Origin of the sequence: Mesorhizobium sp. B2-4-13 (assembly GCF_006658535.1) — a bacterium.
GTDB lineage: Bacteria > Pseudomonadota > Alphaproteobacteria > Rhizobiales > Rhizobiaceae > Mesorhizobium > Mesorhizobium australicum.
The window spans coordinates 224268-249522 of record NZ_VFVB01000004.1 but is presented as its reverse complement, the minus strand read 5'-3'; the positions used below and the strand labels follow the sequence as shown (position 1 = coordinate 249522).

At 63.8% G+C, this 25255-nt stretch carries 24 protein-coding genes; 12 read left to right on the top strand and 12 right to left on the bottom strand.

Annotated elements, in window-relative coordinates; all coding sequences use genetic code 11:
• Positions 1 to 8 precede the first annotated feature (8 nt).
• Positions 9 to 1349 (top strand): hybrid sensor histidine kinase/response regulator, encoded by a 1341-nt coding sequence (locus FJ936_RS13120; RefSeq protein ID WP_140714914.1) that lies wholly within the window; start codon positions 9 to 11, stop codon positions 1347 to 1349.
• Between the two features lie 13 nt (positions 1350 to 1362).
• Here FJ936_RS13120 and FJ936_RS13115 read toward each other — a convergent pair whose 3' ends face one another.
• The gene (locus FJ936_RS13115) at positions 1363 to 2046 is read right to left on the bottom strand and encodes a response regulator transcription factor (RefSeq protein ID WP_015317499.1); all 684 of its coding nucleotides are present in this window, start codon (positions 2044 to 2046) and stop codon (positions 1363 to 1365) included.
• A 230-nt stretch (positions 2047 to 2276) separates the two neighbouring features.
• On the opposite strand from FJ936_RS13115, the gene FJ936_RS13110 reads away from it, so the two are divergent.
• Complete coding sequence (locus FJ936_RS13110; protein WP_140792294.1) at positions 2277 to 2972, top strand: fumarylacetoacetate hydrolase family protein; 696 nt, start codon at positions 2277 to 2279, stop codon at positions 2970 to 2972.
• Between the two features lie 3 nt (positions 2973 to 2975).
• On the top strand, positions 2976 to 3626 hold the full coding sequence (gene maiA / locus FJ936_RS13105) for a maleylacetoacetate isomerase (protein ID WP_140792292.1): 651 nt from the start codon (positions 2976 to 2978) through the stop codon (positions 3624 to 3626).
• 4 nt (positions 3627 to 3630) lie between these two features.
• Here the strand turns inward: maiA and FJ936_RS13100 are convergent, their stop codons facing one another.
• Positions 3631 to 4863, bottom strand: a complete 1233-nt coding sequence (locus tag FJ936_RS13100; RefSeq protein ID WP_140792290.1) for an MFS transporter — start codon at positions 4861 to 4863, stop codon at positions 3631 to 3633.
• A 99-nt stretch (positions 4864 to 4962) separates the two neighbouring features.
• Here FJ936_RS13100 and FJ936_RS13095 point away from each other — a divergent pair, with 99 nt between their 5' ends.
• On the top strand, positions 4963 to 5424 hold the full coding sequence (locus tag FJ936_RS13095; protein ID WP_140792288.1) for a helix-turn-helix domain-containing protein: 462 nt from the start codon (positions 4963 to 4965) through the stop codon (positions 5422 to 5424).
• 110 nt (positions 5425 to 5534) lie between these two features.
• On the top strand, positions 5535 to 6578 hold the full coding sequence (locus FJ936_RS13090) for a zinc-dependent alcohol dehydrogenase family protein (RefSeq protein WP_140661093.1): 1044 nt from the start codon (positions 5535 to 5537) through the stop codon (positions 6576 to 6578).
• Between the two features lie 12 nt (positions 6579 to 6590).
• On the opposite strand, the gene FJ936_RS13085 is transcribed toward FJ936_RS13090, so the two are convergent.
• Positions 6591 to 7481 (bottom strand): DMT family transporter, encoded by an 891-nt coding sequence (locus tag FJ936_RS13085; RefSeq protein WP_140616032.1) that lies wholly within the window; start codon positions 7479 to 7481, stop codon positions 6591 to 6593.
• Between the two features lie 107 nt (positions 7482 to 7588).
• Here FJ936_RS13085 and FJ936_RS13080 point away from each other — a divergent pair, with 107 nt between their 5' ends.
• Complete coding sequence (locus tag FJ936_RS13080) at positions 7589 to 8989, top strand: PLP-dependent aminotransferase family protein (protein ID WP_140616030.1); 1401 nt, start codon at positions 7589 to 7591, stop codon at positions 8987 to 8989.
• 231 nt (positions 8990 to 9220) lie between these two features.
• Here FJ936_RS13080 and FJ936_RS13075 read toward each other — a convergent pair whose 3' ends face one another.
• From FJ936_RS13075 to FJ936_RS13065, 3 genes are all read right to left on the bottom strand, one after another.
• Complete coding sequence (locus FJ936_RS13075; protein ID WP_140792287.1) at positions 9221 to 9718, bottom strand: MaoC family dehydratase; 498 nt, start codon at positions 9716 to 9718, stop codon at positions 9221 to 9223.
• Between the two features lie 259 nt (positions 9719 to 9977).
• On the bottom strand, positions 9978 to 10406 hold the full coding sequence (locus FJ936_RS13070) for a phasin family protein (protein WP_140616026.1): 429 nt from the start codon (positions 10404 to 10406) through the stop codon (positions 9978 to 9980).
• Between the two features lie 106 nt (positions 10407 to 10512).
• On the bottom strand, positions 10513 to 11808 hold the full coding sequence (locus FJ936_RS13065; protein WP_140792285.1) for a DUF445 domain-containing protein: 1296 nt from the start codon (positions 11806 to 11808) through the stop codon (positions 10513 to 10515).
• Positions 11809 to 12075: 267 nt separating this feature from the next.
• On the opposite strand from FJ936_RS13065, the gene rirA reads away from it, so the two are divergent.
• Complete coding sequence (gene rirA / locus FJ936_RS13060) at positions 12076 to 12540, top strand: iron-responsive transcriptional regulator RirA (RefSeq protein ID WP_015317488.1); 465 nt, start codon at positions 12076 to 12078, stop codon at positions 12538 to 12540.
• A gap of 32 nt (positions 12541 to 12572) precedes the next feature.
• Here the strand turns inward: rirA and FJ936_RS13055 are convergent, their stop codons facing one another.
• From FJ936_RS13055 to hemP, 5 genes are read right to left on the bottom strand one after another with little or no spacing between them, the layout of a single operon-like run.
• Positions 12573 to 13364, bottom strand: a complete 792-nt coding sequence (locus FJ936_RS13055; RefSeq protein WP_140792283.1) for a heme ABC transporter ATP-binding protein — start codon at positions 13362 to 13364, stop codon at positions 12573 to 12575.
• Positions 13365 to 13371: 7 nt separating this feature from the next.
• Complete coding sequence (locus tag FJ936_RS13050; protein WP_140792281.1) at positions 13372 to 14472, bottom strand: iron ABC transporter permease; 1101 nt, start codon at positions 14470 to 14472, stop codon at positions 13372 to 13374.
• Between the two features lie 5 nt (positions 14473 to 14477).
• Complete coding sequence (locus FJ936_RS13045) at positions 14478 to 15386, bottom strand: hemin ABC transporter substrate-binding protein (protein WP_140723818.1); 909 nt, start codon at positions 15384 to 15386, stop codon at positions 14478 to 14480.
• A 10-nt stretch (positions 15387 to 15396) separates the two neighbouring features.
• Positions 15397 to 16458, bottom strand: coding sequence for a hemin-degrading factor (locus tag FJ936_RS13040; RefSeq protein ID WP_140792277.1), 1062 nt, complete (start codon positions 16456 to 16458; stop codon positions 15397 to 15399).
• A gap of 23 nt (positions 16459 to 16481) precedes the next feature.
• Positions 16482 to 16688: a hemin uptake protein HemP gene (gene hemP / locus FJ936_RS13035; RefSeq protein ID WP_140792275.1), complete on the bottom strand. Its 207-nt coding sequence runs from the start codon at positions 16686 to 16688 to the stop codon at positions 16482 to 16484.
• Positions 16689 to 16886: 198 nt separating this feature from the next.
• Here hemP and FJ936_RS13030 point away from each other — a divergent pair, with 198 nt between their 5' ends.
• The 4 genes from FJ936_RS13030 (at position 16887) to FJ936_RS13015 (ending at position 21022) form a co-directional block, all read left to right on the top strand.
• Entirely contained in the window at positions 16887 to 19076 is a 2190-nt protein-coding gene (locus tag FJ936_RS13030; protein WP_140792273.1) for a TonB-dependent hemoglobin/transferrin/lactoferrin family receptor, read from the top strand.
• A 2-nt stretch (positions 19077 to 19078) separates the two neighbouring features.
• Positions 19079 to 19516: a hypothetical protein gene (locus FJ936_RS13025; protein ID WP_015317481.1), complete on the top strand. Its 438-nt coding sequence runs from the start codon at positions 19079 to 19081 to the stop codon at positions 19514 to 19516.
• 81 nt (positions 19517 to 19597) lie between these two features.
• Positions 19598 to 20650 (top strand): TonB family protein, encoded by a 1053-nt coding sequence (locus tag FJ936_RS13020; protein WP_348643157.1) that lies wholly within the window; start codon positions 19598 to 19600, stop codon positions 20648 to 20650.
• Positions 20651 to 20707: 57 nt separating this feature from the next.
• Positions 20708 to 21022, top strand: a complete 315-nt coding sequence (locus FJ936_RS13015; protein ID WP_015317479.1) for an antibiotic biosynthesis monooxygenase — start codon at positions 20708 to 20710, stop codon at positions 21020 to 21022.
• Positions 21023 to 21030: 8 nt separating this feature from the next.
• Here the strand turns inward: FJ936_RS13015 and putA are convergent, their stop codons facing one another.
• Entirely contained in the window at positions 21031 to 24639 is a 3609-nt protein-coding gene (putA, locus tag FJ936_RS13010; protein ID WP_140792271.1) for a bifunctional proline dehydrogenase/L-glutamate gamma-semialdehyde dehydrogenase PutA, read from the bottom strand.
• A 163-nt stretch (positions 24640 to 24802) separates the two neighbouring features.
• Here putA and FJ936_RS13005 point away from each other — a divergent pair, with 163 nt between their 5' ends.
• A complete protein-coding gene (locus tag FJ936_RS13005; RefSeq protein WP_015317477.1) occupies positions 24803 to 25255 on the top strand; it encodes an Lrp/AsnC ligand binding domain-containing protein in 453 nt (150 codons plus the stop codon).

Sequence of the window (25255 nt, the reverse complement as noted above, 5' to 3'; positions counted from 1 at the left end):
GCAACAGCATGCCGCTCAGGAACATAAACGATCTCGACAGGCTGAAGAAGATCAACGCCGCCCTGGTCAGCCGCGTCGAGCGCTCGATGGACCAGCAAGGCAATGCCTTTTCGCTGTTCCAGACGGCGATCTCGTTGGAAAGCCGGGTGCGTACGCGCACCGAGGAACTGCATTCGACGTTGCGGCGGCTGGAGCAGTCGAACATCGATCTCAGCGCCGCCAAGGAAAACGCCGAACAGGCGAACCTGTCCAAGACACGGTTTCTGGCCGCGGCCAGCCACGACGTGCTGCAGCCGCTGAACGCCGCCCATCTCTCCGTCTCAGCCCTTGCCGAGGTGCAGACCAGCGAAGAGGGAAAGAAGCTCGTGCGGCAGGTCGAGCGCTCGCTGGAAACGATGGAAGACCTGCTGCGCACCTTGCTCGACATCTCCAAGCTCGACGCCGGCGTGGTTCAGCCCGACATTGGCGACGTCAGCCTGGAGGCGCTGTTCTCGTCGCTGCGCTCGGATTTCCAGCCTGTGGCGGAATTGAAGGCGCTGTCGCTGAAATTCCGGCCGGTCAATGCCGTGGTCCGCTCGGACAGGACGCTGCTGCGCCGCATCCTGCAGAACATCCTTTCTAACGCGCTGGGCTATACGCGCTCGGGCGGCGTCCTTGTCGGCACACGCCATCGCGGCGACACCATCCGCATCGATGTCGCCGACACGGGCTGCGGCATCCCCGAGGATCAGCGCGAAGCGGTGTTCGAGGAGTTCCATCGCGGGACCTTGCCGGCTACCGCCGAACTCGACGGCGGCGGTCTTGGGCTGGGGCTCGCCATCGTGCGCCGCATGGCCGGCGCGCTCGGCCATCCCGTCACGTTTTCATCCAGGGTCGGCCGCGGTACCATCTTCCACATCGATGTCCCCGTCGGCCTCGGCGCGCCGGCCGATGCCATCGCCAGCGCCGCCAGCATGGAGCGGCCGCGCGGCTACGGCCTGTTCGGCACCAAGGTGCTGCTGGTCGAAAACGACGCCGAAGTGCTGGAAGCCATGACCTTCCTGCTCGAACGCTGGCAGTGCCTGGTACGCGCGGCGACCTCCACCGCCGATGCGCTGGACATGCTTGGCGACACCGACTGGCTGCCCGACATCGTCATTGCCGACCAGCATCTCGACGGCGGCGATCTCGGCACCGCCACCATATCGGAGGTCCGCGACTATCTCGGCCGCGCCGTGCCGGCGCTGATCGTCACCGCCGACAGCTCCGAAGCCGTGGCCAAGGCAGCACGGGCCGGCGGCATCGAACTGATGCGCAAGCCGGTGAAGCCGGCGCAGCTAAGGGCACTGCTGGCGCATCTGCTGGCATAGCGGGAGGGTTGGCTCAAAACCCTACCTGATCCCGGAACAGCTCGGCGCTGTCCAGCTTCGACACCTCGATCACCGCTTGCGTGCGGCTATACACATTGAGCTTGCGCAGGATCTCCGACACATGCGCCTTCACCGTGGTCTCGCCGACCTGCAGCTCGTAGGCGATCTGCTTGTTGAGCAGGCCCTGGCGCAGCATCTGCAGCACGCGCAATTGCTGCGGCGTCAGCTTGGAAAGCCGCTGCACCATATCGGCGCGATCGGTGCTGTCCGCGCCCGGCGGCAGGCCCTCATAGGTTTCAGGCACATAGATCGCGCCGTCCATCACCGAGCGAATGGCGGCGGCGAGATCGCTCTTGCGCGCCGATTTCGGAATGAAGCCGGCAGCGCCGTAGGACAAGGCCTCGGAAATGATGCGAGGCTCCTCATAACCCGACACGATCACCACTGGCAGGCGCGGATAGCGGGTCCTGAGCTGCAACAACCCCTCGAAGCCGTGCACGTCGGGCATGCTGAGGTCCAGAAGCGCAAGGTCGAAAGGCTTTGCGTCGGCCAGCAAGTCCAGCGCCTCGGCGATCGAGCGCGCTTCGACTGTGTCGACCTCGGGATAAGCCATTTGAACGGCGCTGTGCAGCGCCTCGCGAAACAGCGGATGATCGTCGATGATAAGGAACCGGACGCGATCGGTAGGGGCTGTCATAGGGCTCGTTCCGGTTTACCGGGCACACCATAGTCTCCTGACCATGGCCGGATTATTGGCAAATAGTCTATCGCCGTCGAACAGGTTTCATCGCTGCAAAAAAATGATCGGAAGCCTGAATTCCTTATACAGCCTAGGCGAAGCCCATGCTTTATCAAAAGCGACGCCTTGCCCGCCCCTGGAAATCGGCCGAATGTGCCGCCGACTCCCCGCCAAACGCAGAGACCGCCATGACCGCCTTTGTCCTTCCCGCCCCGCCAACGCCTTCCGTCGCCATTGCGGGTTCCGGCGAACGCTTTGCCGTGCGGCGCATTTTCTGCGTCGGCCGCAACTATGCGGCACATGCGCGCGAGTTCGGCAATGACGATCGCGATCCGCCCTTCTTCTTCACCAAGCCGGCCGACGCGGTGGTCGATTCCGGCACTGATATCCCCTACCCGCCGCTGACGGAAAACCTCCACTTCGAGATCGAACTGGTGGTGGCGATCGGCACCTCAGGCTTTCGCATTTCCCGCGACAAAGCGCTGCACCATGTCTGGGGCTATGGCGTCGGCATCGATCTCACCCGCCGCGATCTCCAGGATGCCGCCAAGAAGGCGGCGCGGCCCTGGGACTGGTCAAAGGCCTTCGACCGTTCCGCGCCCTGCGGCCCGCTGGTTGCCGCACGGAAATCCGGGCACCCGGCCAAGGGACGCATCTGGCTCGCCGTCGACGGCGCGGTGAAACAGGATGCCGACCTCGCCGAACTGATCTGGCCGGTATCGGACATCGTCTCGATCTGCAGCGAAGGCGTGGAATTGCAGGCTGGCGACCTGATCTTCACCGGCACGCCCGCCGGTGTCGGCGCGATCAAGCCGGGTGAAACGATATCAGGCGGTGTCGACGGCATCGGCACGATCGAACTGACCATCGGCCAGCGGAAGTAACGCATGAGCGACATTGTCTTGCACAACTACTTCCGCTCCTCCACCTCGCACCGGGTGCGGATTGCCCTGGAGACGAAAGGGGTCGGCTATGACTACATCCCGCATCATCTGCGCCATGGCGAGCATCTGGAGGCGGCCTATCTCGCGGTCAATCCGCAGGGGCTGGTGCCGGCACTGATCTGGAGTGACGGCATGCTCCTGACGCAATCGCTCGCGATTATTGAGTTTCTCGACGAGACCATACCTGACCCCCCGCTATTGCCGAAGGATCCGCCGAGCCGGGCACGAGTGAGAATGCTGGCGCAGATGATCGCCTGCGACATCCACCCAGTGAACAATCTGCGCGTGCTGACTTCGCTGCGCACCCTGTTCGGCGCAGGCGACCAGGACGTCGCCAACTGGTTCCGGCATTGGGTCAATGAAGGATTTGGACCGCTCGAAAAATTGCTCACCGCGTCGCCCGAAACCGGCGCATTCTGTCATGGCGAGGCGCCGGGGCTGGCCGACATCTGCCTTGCCGCGCAAGTCACCAGCAACGCCCGCTTTGGCGTCGACATGACGCCCTACCCGACAATCGCTCGCATCAACGCCGCCTGCATGGCGCTTCCCGCCTTCCAGAAAGCCGCGCCGCAAAACCAGATCGACGCCGAGTAAGATCTCACCGGCCAACGCGCAGCGTCAGCGCCCAGAACAATAGCGCCATCAAGCCGATGCCGGCGCCGAGCAATGAGACACCGCTCCAGCCGGCCGCGGCATAGGCCATGGTCGAAGCGATCGAGCCGAGCGCACTGCCGACCGAGTAGAAGATCATGTAGCCGCCGACCAGCCGGCTGCGCGCATCCGGCCGGCGGGTGAAAATCAGGCTCTGGTTGGTGACGTGGACGGCCTGGATTGCCAGGTCCAGCATGACGATGCCGGCGACAAGCAACCATAGCGACGTGCCCATGAAGGCGATCGGCAGCCAGGCCGCCGTCATCATAAGCAGGCTGAGACCAGAGACCAGTTGACCATGCGCGCGATCGACAAGGCCGCCTGTCCATCGGGCCCCCAGCGCGCCGGCGACACCGGCAAGGCCGAACAGCCCGATCACGGTGTGCGACAGTGAAAATGGCGCCGCGCTGAGCGGCAACACCAGCGGTGCCCACAGCACGTTGAAGCTGGCGAAGATCAGCAAGGCGAGCACCGCGCGCACGCGCAGCAGCGGTTCCCGCACGAATAGCAGCACCATCGAGCCCAACAGCCTGATGTAGGATGTGCGCGGCCGCTCTGCCTCATGGCGCGGCAGGATGGTGTGGAGAACAACCGCCATGACAAGTGTAAGTCCGGCCGAGACAAGATACACCCAGCGCCAGCCGGCGAGATCGGCGACGAGGCCGGCGACGAAGCGGGCAAGCAGGATGCCTGTTATGACGCCGCTGGTGACGGTGCCGACCGCCCGCCCCCGTTGCGACGGCGCGGCGAGGTCGGCCGCGTAGGCAACCAGTACCTGCACCATCACGGCAAGCAGCCCGACCGCCGCGAGGCTCGCCAGCAGCATCGCCGCATTCGGTGCAAGTCCAACGGCTATCAGCGCCACGGCCGAAAGGATCGCCTGGCCGGCGATCAGCTTACGGCGATCGAACAGGTCGCCCAGCGGCACGATGAAGAACAGGCCAAGCGCATAGCCGACCTGCGTGACCGTCACCACGATGCCGATCGAGGCCGGCGCAATGGCAAAATCATGCGCCATGGCGTCGAGCAGCGGATGGGCGAAATAGACATTGGCGACGCTCAGGCCACAGGCGATGGCGAAGACCAGCGCGGTCATTGCGGACAATCCCGGTGTGACTTGCCTCGGCTCTTCGGGCTGCGCCGCCTTCGCTGCCGCGCCGTTCACCACCTGTATATTCATGAGGCTCTCCAGAAAAGGTTTCAATTTGAAACCACTTGTGGGATAAACAAAACAGTTTTATCTTGCAACCAAAATGAACAATCTGGACCAACGAAAGCCATGGTGAAACGAACGAGCCACCAGAGTGCGGATTGCCTGATCGCGCGACCGCTGGATGCGATCGGCGACTGGTGGTCGCTGCTCATCGTGCGCGACGCGTTCGACGGGTTGCGACGCTTCGGCGAGTTCCAAAAGAGCCTCGGCGTTGCCAAGAACATCCTGTCGGCGCGGCTCCGAAATCTGGTTACGCACGGCATCCTCGAAACCGTCCCGGCCCCCGACGGCAGCGCGCATCGTGAATATGTGCTGACGCAAAAAGGACGCGGCCTGTTTTACGTGCTGGTCGCCTTGCGGCAATGGGGCGAGACCTATTTCTCCGGTCCGGGCGAGCCCTACACCTTCATGGTCGACACGGAGAGTGGCCGGCCGATAAGGCGCCTTGAAGTGCACGCAGAAGACGGCCGCCTGCTTGCCCCCGGCGACACACGGCTTGCCGATTTCCGCAGCCAGGAAAACAGCTGACCGCGGGGTCCGCGGACTGGCCAGCCCGGCGGAATCGATTTCCGCTTGACCGAACAGGGAATCGGCTATCGTTTCCCACAGTGCGTGCCGTCTCAAGGGTGGAGTGAACGATGAAAGCTGTCGTCTTCGAGAAATTCGGCGAAGCGCCGACGATCCAGACCGTGCCAGATCCCAAGCCAGCGGCCGATGGCGTCGTCATCAAGGTCGAGGCGACCGGGCTTTGCCGCAGCGATTGGCACGGCTGGATGGGCCATGACGCCGATATCCGCCTGCCGCATGTGCCGGGCCACGAACTGGCCGGCGTCGTGGTTGCCGCCGGCAAGCACGTCACCCGCTGGAAGGCGGGCGAACGCGTCACCGTGCCGTTTGCCGTCGGCTGCGGCCACTGCTTCGAATGCACATCAGGCAATCACCAGGTCTGCGAACACCAGTCCCAGCCTGGCTTCAACGCCTGGGGCTCATTCGCCGAATATGTCGCTATCGAACACGCCGACACCAATCTCGTGCGCCTGCCCGACGAAATGGAATTCGCCACCGCCGCCAGCCTCGGCTGCCGCTTCGTCACATCGTTCCGCGCCATTGTCGATCAGGGCCGGGTAAAGCCCGGCGAATGGGTGGCGGTGCATGGCTGCGGCGGCGTCGGCCTGTCGGCAATCATGATCGCCAGTTCGATGGGCGCCAACGTCATCGCCATCGACCTCACCGAGGAAAAGCTGGACTTCGCCAAACAGATCGGCGCCGTGGCGACCATCAACGCTTCGACGACGCCGAACGTCGTCAAGGCCGTCAAGCAGATCACCAATGGTGGCGCTCACATGTCGATGGACGCGCTCGGCCATCCGACGACGTCCTTCAACTCGATCGCCAACCTGCGCCGGCGCGGCCGTCACGTGCAGGTCGGCTTGATGCTGGGCGAACACGCCCGCCCGCAGGTGCCGATGGACAAGGTGATCGCCTTCGAACTCGAAATCCTCGGCAGTCACGGCATGCAGGCCTATCGCTACCCCGCGATGATGGAGATGATCCGCCACGGCAAGCTCAAACCCGAACTGCTGGTCGGCAAGAAGATCAGCCTCGACGAAGCGCCAGCGGCCTTGATGGCGATGGGCGGATTCGAGGGTATCGGCATTGGGGTGGTGACGAAGTTCTCGTGAGGGTCGGCATCGCTATGCAGCCGCACGACGCGGCAAATCCTGCTTGGCAAACTTCTTCGCGCCGAAAACGCAAAGCACCACGCCGAGCGTGACGACGATCATCATCGGGCTGACCTGTTCATGCAGCAGCGTCGCCGCCAGTGCGAGCCCGAAGAACGGTTGCAGAAGCTGCAACTGCCCCACCGCCGCAATGCCGCCTTGCGCTAGGCCGCGATACCAGAACACGAAGCCGATCAGCATGCTGAACAGCGAGACATAGCCAAGACCAATCCAGGCATTGGAGCCTACGCTGGCGAAGGATGGCGGCAGGGTCGCAAAGGTCAGCACCAGCATGACCGGCAGGGACAGCACCAGCGCCCAGCAGATCACTTGCCAGCCCCCGAGCTTGCGCGACAGCGCGGCACCCTCGGCATAGCCAAGGCCGCAGGCGACGATGGCCGCAAGCATCAGCCCATCGCCAACCGGCGAAGCCGTCACGCCTTGCGCAAGCGCGAAGCCCGCCACCAGCGCACTGCCCAGGCATGAGAACAGCCAGAAGGCCGGCCGGGGCCGTTCACCGCCGCGCAGCACGCCGAAGATCGCGGTCGCCAGCGGCAGCAGGCCGACGAAGATGATGGAGTGGGCCGAGGTGACATGCTTCAGCGCCAATGCCGTCAGCAAGGGAAAGCCGACGACCACGCCAAGCGCAACGATGACGAGCGACAGCAAGTCATGACGCCCGGGGCGCTTCTCGCGGAACACAAGCAGCAGCGCGAGACCGAGCAGGCCGGCAATAACCGCGCGGGCCGACGTCAGGAATATCGGGTCGAGATCCATCACCGCCACGCGCGTCGCCGGCAACGAACCGCTGAAAATCAGCACGCCGATAAATCCGCTCACCCAGCCGCTCGCCGTCTTGTCCATCGCAGGCTCCGTTTGTTTCGCCCCTCTATGGGGCCCGCGGCTATGGCGCCACCAGAGACAATGCAGTACAATTCGATAAAACTGTCATGGTTTTCTGGAAGGTACAGATGGACGAAGCAGTCAGGCTCGACAGCGGCGGAACTCTCGTCGAAGGGGTCATGGCCGCCATCCGGCAGCGGATTGCCGCGCGCAGCCTGACGCCTGGAGCAAGGTTGCCCTCGATCCGCGCTTTCGCCAAATCCATGCAGGTGTCGAAATCCACCGTGGTCGAGGCCTACGAACGGCTTGCCGCCGAAGGCGCGATCCGTTCGCGGCCCGGTTCCGGTTTCTATGCCGCCGGGTCGCTGGCACCGCTGTCGCTCGCCGAGATCGGTCCCCGGCTCGACCGTGCCGTCGATCCGCTCTGGGTCTCGCGCCAGTCCCTGGAGGCTGGCGACGAGGTCCTGAAACCCGGCTGCGGCTGGCTGCCGGCTTCATGGATGCCACAGGCCGGGCTGCGCCGGGCATTGCGCACTGTCGCGCGTGCCGACGATGTCGCGCTCGCAGATTACGGCACGCCGCTCGGGCTGCCGCCGCTGCGGCAATTGCTGGCGCGGCGCATGGCCGGGCACGGCATCGAAGCCTTCCCCGACCAGATCATGCTGACGGAATCGTGCACCCAGGCCATCGATCTGCTCTGCCGGTTCCTGATCGAGCCGGGCGACACAGTGTTGGTCGACGATCCCTGCTACTTCAATTTCCATGCTCTGCTGCGCGCCCACCGCGCCAAGGTCGTCAGCGTGCCCTACACGCCGTCGGGGCCGGACATCGAGCTGTTCGCCCAGGCGCTGGCCGAACACCGGCCGCGCCTCTACATCACCAACTCGGCCATCCACAACCCGACCGGCGCGATCCTGTCTCCGGTGACGGCCCATCGTTTGCTCAAACTGGCCGACCAGTCGGATCTGACCATCGTCGAGGATGATATCTTCGCCGATTTCGAGCACATTCCCGCCCCAAGGCTAGCGGCGTTCGACGGCCTTAGTCGCGTCGTCCAGATCGGCAGTTTCTCCAAGACGCTGTCGGCGTCGGTCCGCTGCGGTTTCATCGCCGCGCCCCGTGACTGGATCGAGGGCCTGACCGACCTCAAGATCGCCACGACGTTCGGCGGCGGACGGCTGGCGGCCGAACTTGTGCTGACGCTGCTGAAGGACGGCAGCTACCGAAAGCACATGGATTTGCTGCGCGCCCGCCTTTCGCGGGCCATGGGCGAGACCAGCGCCCGGCTGAAGGCGATCGGCATCACGCCCTGGATCGAGCAGCCGGCTGGGCTGTTCCTGTGGTGCACCCTGCCGGAAGGCGTGGACGCGGCCGAAATCGCCCGCAGTGCGCTCGCCGACAACATCGTGCTGGCGCCCGGCAATGCGTTCAGCCTGTCGCAGTCCGCCAGCCGCTTCCTGCGCTTCAACGTCGCCCAGTGCGCGGACGAGCGGATTTTCAAGGCGCTCGAAACGGCGATGACTCGCTGATATGGGAACCACCAAGTCAGCAGACAAATAAGCCGCGACAACACCTCGTTGTTGCGGCCTTCTGCCCCATCAAATCAGACCATCCATGAAACGGCAGAACGCCGCCAAATCTCACCATTTGCGCGGATGCTCAATCATGCCTTTTCCGAAATGCCATACCCAGATCTGGGCCTATTCCTTGCCGCACAAGAACAGCTGAAGGAACGACGCAAGGGGCCTGGCGGGCGCCGTTCAGGCCCCTGCCCGTTTGCGGCGCTCGTAGAGCATGACGAGTGTTTCAGCCATCAGCGCCGGCTTTTCCTCGCCTTCGATCTCGACCGTGTTGGCTGCCTTCATCAGATACTGGCCCGGGCCTTTGTCTTCCATGGAAAGCAGCGTCGTGCGCAGGCGAATGCGTGCGCCGACCTTGACCGGCGCCAGGAAACGCACCTTGTCGAAACCATAGTTGAAGGCGGCCTGCGTATTCTCGGGCACGATACCCATTTCAAGGGCCAGCGCGCCGATGATCGACAGTGTCAGATAGCCATGCGCGATCGTGGTGCGGAACGGGCTTTGCCGCCGCGCCCGTTCAGGATCGACGTGGATCCATTGATGGTCGCCCGTGCATTCGGCGAACTGGTTGATACGGTTCTGGTCGACCGTGGTCCATTCCGAGACGCCGAGCTCCTGTCCGGACATCGTTCTCAGCTGCTCGTAGGTTGGCGGCGTTTTAGGCCGTACTTCCGTCATGCCTGCTTTCCCGATCGCTTCCAAAGCTTCCGGACCACGAACCGGCGGCCTCTGTCAATTCGTCCCTCGCAAATCCGTTCCGGCGGATTCGCGCTCACTCGTGCCATGTCTTGCCATGCGATGGCAGGCGAATTGGGACTTTTCCGACCTTTCAGACTGCCGGGAGCTTATGGCGTGGCGCTAATGCAACTGTGCGAAGGGTTACGGTATCGGGAACGGGGTGTGCCCGGCCGAGAGCGGAACGACAGCCCATGAGAACCTACTTCTGCCCGTAACCGGCGCGGACCTCCTCCATCGCCTCCTTGATGCGTGCGCGCAGGATGTCGATCGATTCGGTGCCTGATTTCCTGGCCAGCTCAGCCACTTCACCGGCGTTCTTGAGCGCCGCCTCAAAGGATTTTCTAGCAAACTCGGTCTGCTTGGCCATCAACTCCTGCGGATTGCCCGGTGCGCGGTAGCTCTGCGCCATGTCGGCGATCTCGCGCAGCGTGTCCTGCAGCATTTCGCGTTGCCGAGACAACAGCGAGGACGTCCCAGCCGCCCCGGCACGCGCGGATTTCTCCAAAGCTTCGAGATTCTTGCGGTGATGCGCAAGAATCGCTTCGACATCCACATTCGGCACCTTCAGGTCACGGCCGAACCTGCCGAACATTTCCATGAAAGAATCGGATTCCGATTGTCTGGCCATGATTGTCATCTCCCCTTTGCCGCGATCGCGGACGCCCTCATCGAGGAGAATAGCACTCGAACGCCTCGTGTCCATTTCGAACACGGGCCTAGGCGATCGCTAGGGATCAATTGACCGGGAGCAGCAGCTCGATCGTGTAAAGCACGATGCCCGCCAGCCCACCGATGATCATGCCGTTGAAGCGGATATATTGCAGGTCCCTGCCAATGTTCATCTCGATCAGGCGTGTCAGTTGGGCAAGGTCCCAGCGCTTGACCTGGTCGGCGATGAATTTCGACACACCGCTCTTCTGGCTTTCGACGAAGGAGGCCAGCGCCACCACGAATCCTTGGTTCATGTCGGCCCGGATCTGCGCGTCTCCGGCAAGATGGCGGCCGACTTCGACAAACATGTTGGCCAGATGCTCCCTGATCAACGAATTCGGCGCCTTGGCGTCCTGCTCGATGAACAGGCTGAGGCTCTCCCACATATCGCCGGCCAGCGCCCTGATTTCGGGTCTGGCGAGGAAGTCGCGCTTCATTTTCTCCGCTCGCCTGGCATATTGCTTGGACGTGCGCAGCCGCTCGACGAAACTTTGCGCGAAACGGTCGAATTCGGCGCGCATCGGGTGATCTGGATCGGCACGCACCTCGTCCAGCAAGGAGCCAGCCGAAGCGACGATCTTCTTCAGGAGATAGGCGTCGGCCCGGAACAGGTTGAATAGCGACGGGAGTTCCTCGCGGATCTTGTCGCGCATCGTCGCCAGCGCCTGTTCGTCGTTGAGGAACCGGCCGATGACCTTGATGAACTCGTCGAACAGCTTCTGGTGGCGGCGGTCGTCGGTGAGCGCGGACAGAAGTTCGGCCGCAAGTGGCGCCAGCGGCACCTTTTCGATCTGTTCGAGCATGCGGCTGGTGACGAAGCCGCGCAGACCGGATTGTTCGACGGCGGCAAGCGTCTGCGGCACCAGCCGCACGACGAAGCGCGACAGGCCGGCGGCGCGTTCGGCATCGGCCAGCCAGTCGGCCACGAGCGCCGAAAAATCGACCTCGGCGAGTTTTTCACGCACCGGTTCCGGCGCCAGGAAATTGGCCTCGATGAAACGGCCGAGATTGTCGGCGATACGGTCCTGGTTTTCCGGGATGATGGCGGTGTGCGGGATGGGCAACCCGAGCGGCCGTTTGAACAGCGCCACCACCGCGTACCAGTCGGCAAGGCCGCCGATCGTTGCCGCCTCGGCGAAGGCGGCGACGAAGCCGAGCCATGGATAGCTGCTCTGGAAGGACTTGGCCAAGGCAAAGACCACCAGGCAGAGTGCCAATGCCGCCGTGGCGACGAACTTTGTCCGCCGCAGCGCGGAAAGCTTGCCGCCCGCGTCGGCATCGAACCGCACTGGCGCCAGGGATTGGTCCGATTGAGCCATGCCGCTCCTCGTCTATTAGGCCTATCTAGTGCCGCGGCCGCCGGAATGCCCGTGGCAGCCGGTTTGTCTGTCCCGGCTTTTGCCCGGCGGCGCACATAAAGTTGACGAGTTTATTCATCTATGATGCCCGGCTAGTCTGGAATTATTCCAAGGTATAGGCCATATTCCGCCGAGACCAGTGCAGCGATCCGGATTCCGGACGAGGCCGCGCCAGCAAAGTTTAGAATCTGGCGTGGTTGCATCATATCAGCGCCGAGTGAGGACAAGATGCGGCTTACGCGCCAAACCAACTATGCCATGCGCATTCTGATGTATTGCGCCGCCAACAATGACCGGTTGAGCCGCATCCCGGAGATCGCGGCCGCCTATTCGGTGTCGGAACTGTTCCTGTTCAAAATCCTGCAGCCTCTGGTCGAGAATGGCATGGTCGAGACTGTGCGCGGCCGGAACGGAGGGGTACGGCTCGGCCGTGCCGCCGAATCGATAAGCCTGTTCGACGTTGTGCGCGTGACCGAGGAAAGCTTCGCCATGGCGGAGTGCTTCGAGAACGATGCCGCCGAATGTCCCCTGGTCGACAGCTGCGCGCTGAACTCCGCATTGCGCGAAGCGCTCAACGCCTTCTTCGCCGTGCTTGCCCGCTACACGATCGCCGACCTCGTGGCGGCACGGCCGAATGTGCGCGCCCTGCTCGGCATCGACATGCTGATGGAGCGCCGCGCCCCGGCGGCCTGATCCCTGCCGCATCGTGCAGTGTCGGCTGAATATCAGCTGACCGACGATTGCGGGAGCACGAACGGCATGTTGCCGGCCGGCAGCACGCCGACCTTGAGCCGGCAATCGAACACCTTCTCGATCAGGTGGTCACTCAGCACGTCGCGGGGCGAGCCGCTGGCGGCCAGCCGGCCGCGATGCATCACGAAGATGCGGTCAGCGTACATGGCCGTCAGATTGAGGTCGTGCAGGATCGCTACCACGCCCCCGCCCCTTCTGGCGAAGTCGCGGGCGATGTTCATGATGATCAGCTGGTGCTTGATGTCGAGGCTGGACACCGGCTCGTCAAGGAACAGATAGCGCGGCTTGCCGTCGAGCACCGGCGCCCAGACCTGGCACAGCACGCGCGCAAGCTGGACACGCTGCTGCTCGCCACCGGAAAGTTCCTGGTAGAAGCGGCCGGCAAAGCCGTCGAGATCGACCCACGCCAGCGCCCGTTCCGGCAGGCGTCCGTCCTCGCCCGGCAGCACGCCCGAACAGCCACCGACCAGGCCAAGCCTGACGACCTCCCTGACAGTGAAAGGAAACGACAGTGTCGTCGCCTGCGGCAACACAGCCCGCTGGACGGCGACCTCCACCGGCTTCATCGCTGCGAGGTCGCGGCCGTTGAGGACGACGCTCCCGGTATAGCCGAGGTCCCCCGACAATGCCCTCAGGAAGGTCGTCTTGCCCGAACCATTGGGGCCGACGATTGCGGCCACCTCGCCCGGCCTCGCATCGAAATCGACACCGGCAACAATTCTCTTGCCGGCAATATCGACCGAAACATCCCTCGCCTCGATCATTCCAGCCTCACAAATCGATCACGCCGCGCCTGCGCAGCAATATCCACAGGAAGAACGGCGCGCCTGATATCGCGGTGACGATGCCGATCGGCAGCTCGGCCGGCGCCACGATGGTGCGGGCGACCGCATCGGCGAGCAGCAACAACGAGGCGCCGAGCAGCGCCGAGGCCGGCAGCAGGTAACGATTGTCGGGTCCGATCAGCAGTCGCAGCAGATGCGGCACGACGATGCCGACGAAGCCGATGCCGCCGCTGACGGCGACGGAGGCGCCGACCGCCGCCGAAACGCCGATGATGGCGGTGTATTTCAGCCGCTGCACCGGAATGCCGAGATGGCCGGCGGTCGCTTCGCCCAGCGCCAGCGCGTTAAGGCCGCGGGCCAGGAACGGCATCGCCGCCAGTGCCAGGACGATTATGGGTCCTACGGAAGCTATCTTGGCCCATGTCGCACCGCCGAGCGATCCCAGTGACCAGAAGGTCAAGTCGCGCAGCTGGCGATCGTCGGCCATGAATATGAGGATTCCGGTCAGCGCCATGGCAAGTGCCGCCAGGGCTATGCCCGCGAGCAGCATGGTGGCGACCGAGGTTTGCCCACGTCGCGTGGCGACCTGATAGAGCGCCAATGTGGTGACGAGACCGCCGACGAACGCCGCAAGCGGCAGCGCCAGCGTTCCGAGCAAGGCGGTCACCGGCGCCAGCACGGTCCCGCCAAGAACGATGATGACCACCGCGCCAAGGCTGGATCCTGCGGAAACGCCGATCAGACCGGGGTCGGCGAGCGGATTGCGGAACAGTCCTTGCATGACGGCGCCACAAACCGCGAGCGCCGCACCCACCAACATGCCGAGGATGACGCGTGGCATGCGGATGTCATGGACGATCAAGCTGTCGCGGGCGTTGAGCGCCGCATCGCCGGGGACGGAGCCAAAGAGCCAATCCCTGAAGACGGTCACGGCGGATGCATCCGATGCGCCGGATGTGAGCGAAAGCAAGATGGCGATCGCCAAGCCCAGGCACAGCAGAAGGATGACGGCACGGGCGCGGCCGGAACGATCCCCTTCGGATGCCCTAATCGCCTTCGCCGGACCTGCGATCGACTGGTCGGCCATGATGCTCAGTCCGTGACCTGTGCGCCATAAAGCGAAACGGCGAGATCATGGATCGCGTCGGCCGTGCGCGGCCCGAAGCCGAGTAGATAGGCGCCATCGATGCGGATCAGCTTGCGCGCCGTTCCGGCCGGCGTTGAGGCGATGGATGGATTGCCGAACACTTCGTCGTCCGAGACCGGCGGCCCGGCATTGCTCATCATCAGGATCACGTCCGGCCTTGCGGTGATGATCGCTTCGTCCGACATTTGCTTGTAGCCGGAAAAGCCTTCCACCGCATTGACCCCGCCCGCCAGCTTGACCATGCCGTCGGCCGCGGTTTCGCTGCCGGCCGCCAGGATCTTGCCACCCTGCGTCGAGAGAATGAACAGCACGCGCCTGCGCTCCTTGATCGAGGCTGTCCGCTTTTCGGCGGCTGTGAGTTTCGCATCGAGCGCCCTGGCCAGCACCTCGGCCTTGGCCTCGACCCCGATCGCCTTGCCGACAATGCGGACCTTCTGGAGGATGCCTTCGCGGTTGTACTGCTCGGGCACTTCTATGAACGGAATGCTCGTCTTCTTCAGCACGTCGACGGCTTCCTTGGGACCGCTGCCGTGCAATGCCAGTATGCCCGTCGGATTGACCGACAAGACGCCTTCCGGCGACAGCTGGCGCATGTAACCGACATCAGGCAGGTCGAGCGCGGCCTTTGGATAGAGGCTGGTGGAATCGCGCGCCACCAGATGCCTCTCCTCGCCCAGCGCATAGACGATCTCGGTGATGGAGCCGCCAATAGCGGCGATCTTCGAAGGATCGGCGAACACCGAAACGCCTTCGGTGGCGCCGGCTGGTTGCAGCGCGGCGAAAGCCATGGAAAGGCCGATTGCATAACCGACCCTCGATCCGCGCAGGGCGGACGGCCTCGAAACAAACCGCATCGCACTCTCCTCAGGCTGCCGTCGGGTTCGGAATGCGCGGCAGGTGCTCGGCCAGAAAACGCCAGTCCTCGCGCTCGCTTTCGCCTTCATGGCGCTTGCCGAAGAACTGGATGATCATGTCGCCATTGGCGGCATAGACCTCGAGCGATGTGACATGGCCGTCCTTGGTCGGCTTGCGCACCGCCCAGACTTCATGGATGTGGTCGGTGCGCAGGTGCAGGTGGAAGGTCTCGTCGAGCACGTTGATCCACGGCCCCATGGGCTTGATCGATTTGATCGGCCCGGAGTGGATCTGGATGCAGCCGCGGTTGCCCACGAAGCACATGATCGGCATCTCGCTTTCGGCGGCGTGATGGAACATGGCGCGCACCGCGTCATTGTCGAGCAGCCAGGCGTAGTCCTGGCCAACCATGCGCACTGCCTGGCGGCGGCTGAGCTTCAGCGTCTTCAGCATGCCGAAGAACTGGTGCACGTCCGTCAGCCGGCTCCAGCGGTCACGCAGGTCGTCCAGGCTCGCCGTCGATGCCCCGGCCTCGCTTTCCTCATCGAGAACCGGCCCCGAAATGTCGATCGTCGGCTCCTGGTTCCGCGATTCCAGCGAGGCGACCAGTTTCTGGTAGGCATGGAGGCTGGAGGCCGGGCGCAGATGCACCTTGTGCACCGCGTCGCCGGCCGCATCGAAGAACTGCAGGCTGCGGCGGATGTCGTCGCCGTCGCGCTTCTCCACGGCAAAGCCATGCGCCCAGATTTTCGGAAAAATGCGCAGGTCGATGTTCTCGCCGAGCACTATGGCATTGTGATTGCCGGTGACGACCTTGTCATAGACGCCGATCTTCTCGTGTACGGCGCTTTCGTTGCGGGTCAGCGCCATAACCTCGCCAATGGCCTCGAGACCGGTCAGAAGGTCGTTGACGCGGGGTTCGACGCGGACGATGCCGTCGCCGCAATGGGCGGCCACCAGCTCGGCCTCTGAAATGCCGAGCTGGGCGGCCAGGTCACGCTCGCGCGCTTTCGGATTCTCGGTCCGGGCCCGCCGGATCTCATGCGGAGCGGGTTTTACGCGCTGGTCCATGTCTTTACCTCTGATGCCTTGCCTTACTTGTTGAGAATGAGCTTGCCCTGGCGGGTGATCTTCAGCCGGTAGAGCGCGCCATGATGCTCGATGCCGATTTCGTGCTCGCCCTGGAACAGCGTGTTGCTGGACAGCGTCCGCATCGCCAGCGAGACCCGATCGAAACGGGTGGAGGTATCGTCGGAACGGCGGACGCGATAGCGAAACTCGTTGGGATTGTGCGTGTTCATCTGGGTCGATCCCTTTCCTGTGCCGGGCATCTGGCTAGGCGTTGCGAATTGCCGATTCATTTCTTGACTTGAATAATCATGTTTACTAGTCAGTGCAATACCGGACTAAATGAGTCAACATTTAAGATGCCGGATACGATCAAAATGCCAGCAAGCCCCGGGCCAGCCAGCATGGAACCTGGGATTTGGAGTTGGGGCATGGGGTTGATAAGTTGGGAACGGCGCGGCCGGTCGGCGGCGAACGGTGCGGCGGCTTTGCTCGCAAGCGTGGCGGCGATCGCTCTATCCGCGCCATCGGCGCACGCGCAACCTGCGACGCAGGCGGCGAGCGAGCAGACGGATCAATCGAAGAAGACTGACCAGCAAAAGGCAGCCCCCGCGGTCGCTACGTTGCTCGACAGGATCCTGGTGCTCAGCCGCACTGGCGAAACGGCGATACAGTCGCTGGCCTCGGCCAGCCATGTCGACCAGGAAAAGCTCGATCGCCGCATGGCGACAACGCCGAACGAGATGCTTTTCGGTGTGCCTGGCGTCGCTGCGCAGGCCGACGCCAGGCGCGTCAGCACCAGCATCAACATCCGCGGCCTGCAGGATTTCGGCCGCGTCGCGGTGATCGTCGATGGCGCGCGCCAGAATTTCCAGCGTTCCGACCACGGCACCCAGTCGCCCTTCTATATCGATCCCGAGCTCGTCAAATCCGTCGACGTGATCCGTGGTCCTGTCGCCAACACCTATGGCTCGGGCGCCATTGGCGGCGTCGTCTTCTTCGACACCAAGGATGCGGTCGATTTCCTCAAGCCCGACGAGACGTGGGCCGGTTCCGTCACCGGACGCTACGAGAGCAACGGCAAGGGCTGGACCACGAGCGCCACCGGTGCCTATCGCATCAATGAGAACTGGGACGTGTTGGGCAACATCGTTTACCGCGACTACGACAACTACAAGGACGGCGACGGCGACACGGTCAACGGCACCGGCTTCGACGTGCTGAGCGGCCTGCTCAAGACGACGATCCGGCCAACCGAGAACAGTGAGCTCAAGCTCGGCTGGGTCGGTTCGAGCGACGGCTGGAACGAGACCAGCGGCGGCCTGCCGGTCAACGATGTCGACCTGAAGTCGAACACCTTCACGGCCCGCTACAACATCACGGACGAAGACAAGAGCTGGCTCGATCTCCACATCAACACGTCCTACAACAAGACCAATCTCGACCTGACCAGTCTCGCGCCGCAGAACCGCTTCGATCCGGTGACCGGTCTTCCCGTGGTGCTGCCGGCAGGATCACTGTCGACATTCGATGTCGGCACGACCGGCATCGATATCTGGAACACGTCGCGGTTCGAAACGAACGGCATCGCGCATGAACTGACCTATGGCGGCGATTGGGTCGGCGACAACGTCAAGACGGGTGGCGCGGCCGGGGGCGACAGTTTCTACACGCCGTCGGGCAAGCGCAACGTGTCCGGCGCCTACGTCCAGGACAAGCTCACCTGGGACTGGCTCGAAGTCGTCGCTGGCCTGCGCTACGACAGCTACAGCCTGAAGGATGACATGCATGATATTTCCGGCGACAGGCTATCCCCGCGCGTCACCGTCGGTGTCTCGCCGTTCGAGAGCGCCAGGCTTGCCGGCCTGCAATTCTACGGCACTTATGCGGAAGGCTACCGCTCGCCCTCGATCACGGAAACGCTGATCAGCGGCAATCATCCCGCCGGCGTCAGCTTCCCGTTCCTGCCCAATCCAAATCTGCGGCCTGAAACCGGCAAGACGACCGAGTTCGGCGTCAACTACAAGCAGAACGATATCTTCGAGCCGGGCGACGCCTTGCGCCTGAAAGCAGCCTATTTCAACAACGATGTCGACGACTATATCGACGGCGTAACGCTGTCGCCGTTCGCTCCAGGCAGTGGCTGCCCCTTCGGCCCCGGAATCCCGATCTGCTTCCAGTACCAAAATTTCGCCAAGGCCAAGATCAACGGTTTCGAGCTGGAAGGCGTCTATGACGCGGCATGGGGCTATGCCGGCTTCTCGGCCTCGATCACGGATGGCCACACCGTTTCCTACAAGGGTGTGGAAGCCGACCTCGCCACTATTCCCTCCTCTCAGGTCACCGCTCAGCTTGGCCTGCGTTTCCTTGAGGACAAGCTGACCGTCGGCGGTGAGGTGCAGTATAACGGCAAGCCGAAGGGCAATGCCGTTGCGACGGACTACACACTGGTCAATGCCTTCGCCAGCTATCAGGCGACCGACAATCTGAAAGTCGATTTCCGCGCCGACAATCTGTTCGACGTCAAATACGCCAATCCGCTGAACGGCAGCACCACGGTTGCGGTCTACGAACCCGGTATCACGCTGAAGCTAGCGGCAACCATGCGCTTTGGAGGCTGACCATGACGCCCTTGACGGCATCCCTTCGTTTGCTGACCTCGACGCTGGCGATGTCGCTGACGACAATTCCGGCGTGGGCTGAGCAGTCCGCGCCGGTCCTGACCCTCGAACTCAATGCCGCGCAGCCTTCCGGCAAGGGCTGCCGGCTGACCTTCCTGGTCAGCAACAATCTCGGCGCCGACCTGACCAAGGCGGCGTTCGAGATCGCTCTGTTCAACAAGGCCGGCATCGTCGACCGGCTGACCGTGCTCGACTTCAAGGACCTGCCGCACGGCAAGACCAAGGTGACACGCTTTGACCTGGCCGGCACCGACTGCACCAAGGTCAGCCGCGTGCTGGTCAACAGCGGAACGGATTGCGCTGGCACGGGCGTCGAACCAACTGCCTGCATGCGCAAGCTGAAGACGGACACCAGGACCGGCATCGCTTTCGGCGTCTGAAGTGGGACCGCATAAGAAAAGACCGTGGCAGGGCCGCTGGCCGGCTTCGATTGCTTACCGGTTGAGGCAGCCGATCTTGATTTGACAAGTCTGCGCGTATCGCTGCAATTTCGCGCCCGCGACATGCAGGAAATCAATCCACTCCCCGACGCTGGCAGCGAGTTGGCAATAGCGCCGGCAGAGCGACTTGCCCAGGCACGACCGCAAGCCAGCAACGGCAAGTGGCAGGCTGCGATCGCCATCTCCTGCCTGCTCCATGCCGGCGTGGCGGCGGCTTTTCTGATCTCGTCCGCCGGCAAGTTCGATTCCAGGGAGGCAGAGCAGTCGGAAGGCGGCGATCACAAAGGTGACAAGGTCGCCGGCAGTGCATTGGACAAGGACCCGGCGGCAATGAATGTCACGCTGGTGCCGCCCCCGCCGACGGCCAAGCCTCATCCGGCAAAGGCGGCCAGACCGGCGCCGACCGCACCTTCACAGCCCGCGCAGGAACCGGTGACACACGCTCCCGAGCCTGCCCGTGACGCCGCGAAGCAGGCTTCGGAGCCCTCGGCGGAACCGGTCAAACAGCTCGTGGCCACGCCGGACATACTGGTGGCGGCAACCCCGCGCCCGGATGACCAGAGCGTGGCTGCCAGGACAGAAACGCCGGCACAGCCGAACGCCCAGGCCGGAACCACCGAAATTCCTGTCACCGTTCCGGACCAACCGCCGATCCCCGTTGCAAGGCCAACTCCGGCGGCTGCCCCTGCCACTGCTGGAGCAGCGAATGAACGGAGCGGCACGGCCGATGGCCAGGACCGGCTGGCGGAAGCGGCCAGCAAGGGCAAAAGGCAAAAAGACCAAGGCAGCGCCGCGGAAGACAGCTACCGCGGCAACGTCTTTCGAAAACTCGGCAGCGTCAATCGTACTCTCCCGCCTTCGCTGCAACTGGCCGCGCGTAACAATGCGGTTGTGGCATTCGCCATAGGCAGGAAGGGCGACATAGACCAGTTGCGCATTCTGGAAAGCTCAGGATCGCCGACTTTCGACGAGGCCGCGCTTGGCATCGTGCGCAAGGCCGCTCCCTTCCCTCCAATTCCGTCACAGGCATCGAACCCGAGCTTGGAGTTCGAGGTCGGCATCGGCCCGTTTTGACTAGGCCCGGGACAAACGTTGCGGCGCAACCATCAACATCCGCGTGAAAGGGACCCCATGTACATCGCCATGAACCGCTTCAAGGTCCAGACCGGCTCGGAGGGCAACTTCGAAGCCATGTGGAAGAACCGCGACTCCAGCCTGGCCGAGATGAAGGGTTTTCGCGAATTTCACCTGCTGCGCGGCCCGGTCAACGAGACCGAGGGCTACACGCTGTTCGCGTCGCACACGGCGTGGGCAAGTCACGATGATTTCGTCGCCTGGACCAAGTCGGAGAACTTCCGCGCCGCCCACCGGAATGTCGGCACGACGAAAGTCCACTATCTCGGCCACCCGCAATTCGAGGGCTTTTCCGTCGTCGAGGGCGCGTAGATGCCGACCTATGCGGCGGCCAAGAGGCTGGCATTGCCACCCGCGGCGGTCGTGTCGACGCAGACCGCCCGCTCATGCGCATAAGCCGCCGGATAAAGCACCTCGCTGACCAGCGGGACGATCGGCCCGCTGCGCTCGGCGATGACCTTGCGCACGATGCGCGCCGCCTCGGGCGTGCCTGAAAAAGCAACCACATCGACGCGCAGCGAGCGCGCCTCGACAGGATCGGGGCGGCCGTCGATGGCCGCCAGCGGCAGGCCTTTGCCGGTCAATGCCGAGAGCGCCGCCGGTGCACCCGGCGCAACAGCCAGCACCGCATTGCCGGCGGCGAGCGCCTGGATGGTCTGCGCCAGCAGCGTGTCGCCGTCCGGCCCCAAGCACAGCACCCGGCCGCGCGGCGACAGCGACAGCGTGTTGGCCTCGCCGGTCGGCCCGGGCAGATCGACCTGGCCGAAATCAATGCTGGCGGCGGCACCGATCGCGGCCGCGCCCTTGCCGCGAAGATGCTTCCTGAGGATGGCGACCCGGTCCGGCCGCGTCGACCAGCCGCCGAGAGCGGGATCGGGCAGATTGTCGGCCAGTTCGGTCGCCGTCACCTTATGGCCTTCGCCGACTTCCGTGCCCGCTTCAGGCCCTTTGCGGAAACGCCTGAGATAGTGCGGCCCGCCGGCCTTTGGCCCGGTGCCGGACAGGCCCTCGCCGCCAAATGGCTGCGAACCGACGACAGCGCCGATCTGGTTGCGGTTGACATAGATGTTGCCGGCATGGATGCCGTCGACGAAATGCTGCACCCGGCCCTCGATACGGGTGTGCAGGCCGAAGGTCAGGCCGTAGCCCTTGCGGTTGATGGCGGCGATGACGCTGTCGATCTGGTCGGCGTCGAAGGTCGCGACGTGCAGCACCGGACCGAACACTTCGCGCTCCATCTCCTCGATGCCCTTGACCCGGAAGACATGCGGCGCGACGAAGCGGCCATCCTTGGGCGCCTCAAGTTTAGCGATCAGCCGGCCCTGCAGGCCCATCGTCGTGCAATAATCGCGGATCGAACTTTGCGCGTCATCGTCGATCACCGGACCGACATCGGTCGAAATCCGCCAGGGATCGCCGACATTGAGCGCCTCCATGGCGCCTTTCAGCATCTCCAGCATCTTCTTCTCGACGTCTTTCTGGACATAGAGCACGCGCAACGCCGAGCAGCGCTGGCCGGCACTCTGGAAGGCCGACGCGAGGATGTCACGCACCGCCTGCTCAGGAAGTGCCGTGGAATCGACGATCATGGCATTGAGGCCGCCGGTCTCGGCGATCAGCATGGCGTCCGGCGCCGCGGTCTCGGCCAATTGCTTTTCGATCAGCTTGGCGACCTCGGTCGAGCCGGTGAAGCAGACGCCGGCAATACGCGGGTCCGCTGTCAGCGGACCACCGACCGACGGGCCGTCCCCGGGCAGGAGTTGGATGACGTCTTCCGGCACGCCGGCCTCGCGCAGCATCTCGACGGCGCGGAAGGCGATCAGCGGGGTCTGCTCGGCTGGCTTGGCGATCACTGAATTGCCAGTGACAAGTGCTGCCGCGATCTGGCCGGTGAAGATGGCGAGCGGGAAATTCCACGGCGAGATGCAGACGATGGCGCCGCGCGCTTGCGTGCCCGTTTCGGCGTTCGCCGCCTCGGTGGCGTAATAGCGCAGGAAGTCGACCGCCTCGCGCACTTCGGCGACGCCGTCGGCCAGCGATTTGCCGGCCTCGCGCGTGGCGAGCGCGAAGAACTCGACGGCATTGGCCTCGTAAAGATCGGCGGCACGGTTGAGGATAGCGGCACGCTCGGCGACCGGGCGTTTTGCCCACGCCGGCTGCGCCTCGACAGCGATGCGCACGGCGGTTGCGACCTGCTTGGCGGCGGCCTCGTGAACCGTGCCGACCACCTCGGAAGGCTTTGCCGGATTGAGGATCGGGCGCTGCTTGCCGTAGCCGGCGGCGCGCGTGATCGGCTTGGCGTGCCAGCGATCGGGACCCGCAAATGCCGCTCTGGCCTGCTCGATCGCCGCCAGCGTCACCGTGTCGGTGATGTCGAATCCCTTCGAGTTGCGGCGCCCGATCCCAAAGATCTGGGAAGGCCGGGCAATCGCCGGATTGGCGGCGGGACCCTGGCTTTCAACCGTTTCCAGCGGATCGCGTGCGATATCCTCCGGCTCGACCTCCTCGTCGGTCAATTGGTGCACGAAGGAGGAGTTGGCGCCGTTTTCCAGGAGCCGGCGGACCAGATAGGCCAGCAGGTCCGAATGCGCGCCGACCGGCGCATAGATACGGCAACGCGTGCCTTCGGCCTTGCGCACCGTTTCGTGCAAAGCCTCGCCCATGCCATGCAGGCGCTGGAATTCGAAGGTGTCGCGACTGTCAGCCATCGACAGGATGGCGGCGACGGTGTGCGCGTTATGGGTGGCGAACTGCGGATAGATGCGGTCGGTCATGCCAAGCAGCTTTTTCGCGCAAGCCATGTAGGAGACGTCGGTGTTGGCCTTGCGCGTGAACACGGGATAACCGGCAAGCCCGAGTGTCTGCGCCCGCTTGATCTCCGTGTCCCAATAGGCACCCTTGACCAGCCGGACCATGATGTTGCGATTATGCTTGTTGGCCAGGGCATAGAGCCAATCGATGGTGAAAGCCGCGCGCGGACCATAGGCCTGCACGACGACGCCAAAGCCGTTCCAGCCGGCGAGTTCCGGCTCGGCCAGCACCCGCTCGATCACGTCGAGCGACAGGTCGAGACGATCCGCCTCCTCGGCGTCGATGTTGAGCCCCATCCGCGAATGCCGTGCGGCCAGGGCCAGCGACAACAGCCGCTCGGCCATCACAGGCAGCATCTCTTCCTTTTGCGCTTCTTCGTAGCGGGGATGCAGTGCCGAAAGCTTGACGGAGATGCCATGGTTCTGGCGGATATCTGGCCCGTTCGAGCCAGCATCGAGCGAGGAGATGGCGTCGGCATAGGCCTTGTGATAGCGCAGCGCGTCCGCCTCGGTGCGGGCCGCCTCGCCCAGCATGTCGAAGGAGTAGAGGTAACCCTTCTGCGTCATTGGCCGGCCGCGCTTGACGGCTTCCGCGATCGTGCGGCCAAGCACGAACTGCTCGCCCATCTCGCGCATGGCTGCGGCCACTGCCTTGCGGATGACCGGTTCGCCCAGCCGGCGCACCATCGAACGCAGCGTGCCTTCGATACCGCCCTCACCTTCATCGAGCACGCGGCCGGTTAGCATCAGCGCCCAGGTCGAGGCGTTGACGAAGATCGAACTCGAACCGCCCGAATGCGCCGACCAGTCGTGCGGCGCGATCTTATCGGCGATGAGATCGTCCATCGTCTCTGTGTCGGGTACGCGCAGCAGCGCCTCGGCCAGGCACATCAGCGCCACGCCTTCCTTGGTGGAGAGGCCGTAGGCCGAGAGGAAGACTTCCATCAGCCGGGGATCGGACGAACCGCGCACCGCCCGCACCAGGTCGGCCGCACGCGCCGAGATCGCCTTACGGTCTCCGGCCGAAAGCCCGGCCGCCTCGGCTAATCGCTTAACCGCTGCGTCTTCGTCGGGCAAATAATTGGCGCGGATCTGCTGGCGGATGGCGTCGAGCGGCATGGCGGTCCTATGAGCAAGCACAAGGGAACGGGCCGGCGGTCACCGGACCGAATGGCGCAAGCTAGCACAAGTGCCAGATTTCAGGCGGTCTGAAAAAATCGACAGGGCAGCTCAATTGATCTATCATGTTGCCGAAAAATTGCTCATTCGGGCTGCAGTTTCGATGACAGAAGATCAATTGGACCGCATCGACAGGAACATCCTGTCGGCACTGGCCGGCAATGGCCGGCTTTCCATGTCGGAACTGGCGGTCAAGGTCGGCCTGTCGAAGACACCGGTGCAGGCGCGGGTGAAGCGGCTGGAGAAGGACGGCTATATCAGGGGATACCAGGCGATCATCGACCGCGAACGCATGGGCGAAGGCCATGTCGCCTTCGTGCAGGTGAAATTATCGGACACCCGATCCGCCGCGCTCGATGCCTTCAACCGCTCCGTACAAGCCGTGCCGGAAATCGAGCAGTGCCACATGATGGCGTCGAGCTTCGACTATCTCCTTAAGGTCCGCACGAAGGACATCGCCGCCTATCGCCGCGTGCTCGGTGAGCGCATCTCCGCCCTGCCCCACGTCGCCCAGACCTCGACCTTCGTGGCGATGGAGACGGTCAAGGACAGGTAA

What these genes read in the sequence shown, in the direction of transcription:
- FJ936_RS13120 (WP_140714914.1), top strand. Translation starts at nt 9, where the DNA reads ATGCCGCTCAGGAACATAAACGATCTCGACAGGCTGAAGAAGATCAAC.
- FJ936_RS13115 (WP_015317499.1), bottom strand. Translation starts at nt 2,046, where the DNA reads ATGACAGCCCCTACCGATCGCGTCCGGTTCCTTATCATCGACGATCAT.
- FJ936_RS13110 (WP_140792294.1), top strand. Translation starts at nt 2,277, where the DNA reads ATGACCGCCTTTGTCCTTCCCGCCCCGCCAACGCCTTCCGTCGCCATT.
- maiA (WP_140792292.1), top strand. Translation starts at nt 2,976, where the DNA reads ATGAGCGACATTGTCTTGCACAACTACTTCCGCTCCTCCACCTCGCAC.
- FJ936_RS13100 (WP_140792290.1), bottom strand. Translation starts at nt 4,863, where the DNA reads ATGAATATACAGGTGGTGAACGGCGCGGCAGCGAAGGCGGCGCAGCCC.
- FJ936_RS13095 (WP_140792288.1), top strand. Translation starts at nt 4,963, where the DNA reads ATGGTGAAACGAACGAGCCACCAGAGTGCGGATTGCCTGATCGCGCGA.
- FJ936_RS13090 (WP_140661093.1), top strand. Translation starts at nt 5,535, where the DNA reads ATGAAAGCTGTCGTCTTCGAGAAATTCGGCGAAGCGCCGACGATCCAG.
- FJ936_RS13085 (WP_140616032.1), bottom strand. Translation starts at nt 7,481, where the DNA reads ATGGACAAGACGGCGAGCGGCTGGGTGAGCGGATTTATCGGCGTGCTG.
- FJ936_RS13080 (WP_140616030.1), top strand. Translation starts at nt 7,589, where the DNA reads ATGGACGAAGCAGTCAGGCTCGACAGCGGCGGAACTCTCGTCGAAGGG.
- FJ936_RS13075 (WP_140792287.1), bottom strand. Translation starts at nt 9,718, where the DNA reads ATGACGGAAGTACGGCCTAAAACGCCGCCAACCTACGAGCAGCTGAGA.
- FJ936_RS13070 (WP_140616026.1), bottom strand. Translation starts at nt 10,406, where the DNA reads ATGGCCAGACAATCGGAATCCGATTCTTTCATGGAAATGTTCGGCAGG.
- FJ936_RS13065 (WP_140792285.1), bottom strand. Translation starts at nt 11,808, where the DNA reads ATGGCTCAATCGGACCAATCCCTGGCGCCAGTGCGGTTCGATGCCGAC.
- rirA (WP_015317488.1), top strand. Translation starts at nt 12,076, where the DNA reads ATGCGGCTTACGCGCCAAACCAACTATGCCATGCGCATTCTGATGTAT.
- FJ936_RS13055 (WP_140792283.1), bottom strand. Translation starts at nt 13,364, where the DNA reads ATGATCGAGGCGAGGGATGTTTCGGTCGATATTGCCGGCAAGAGAATT.
- FJ936_RS13050 (WP_140792281.1), bottom strand. Translation starts at nt 14,472, where the DNA reads ATGGCCGACCAGTCGATCGCAGGTCCGGCGAAGGCGATTAGGGCATCC.
- FJ936_RS13045 (WP_140723818.1), bottom strand. Translation starts at nt 15,386, where the DNA reads ATGCGGTTTGTTTCGAGGCCGTCCGCCCTGCGCGGATCGAGGGTCGGT.
- FJ936_RS13040 (WP_140792277.1), bottom strand. Translation starts at nt 16,458, where the DNA reads ATGGACCAGCGCGTAAAACCCGCTCCGCATGAGATCCGGCGGGCCCGG.
- hemP (WP_140792275.1), bottom strand. Translation starts at nt 16,688, where the DNA reads ATGAACACGCACAATCCCAACGAGTTTCGCTATCGCGTCCGCCGTTCC.
- FJ936_RS13030 (WP_140792273.1), top strand. Translation starts at nt 16,887, where the DNA reads ATGGGGTTGATAAGTTGGGAACGGCGCGGCCGGTCGGCGGCGAACGGT.
- FJ936_RS13025 (WP_015317481.1), top strand. Translation starts at nt 19,079, where the DNA reads ATGACGCCCTTGACGGCATCCCTTCGTTTGCTGACCTCGACGCTGGCG.
- FJ936_RS13015 (WP_015317479.1), top strand. Translation starts at nt 20,708, where the DNA reads ATGTACATCGCCATGAACCGCTTCAAGGTCCAGACCGGCTCGGAGGGC.
- putA (WP_140792271.1), bottom strand. Translation starts at nt 24,639, where the DNA reads ATGCCGCTCGACGCCATCCGCCAGCAGATCCGCGCCAATTATTTGCCC.
- FJ936_RS13005 (WP_015317477.1), top strand. Translation starts at nt 24,803, where the DNA reads ATGACAGAAGATCAATTGGACCGCATCGACAGGAACATCCTGTCGGCA.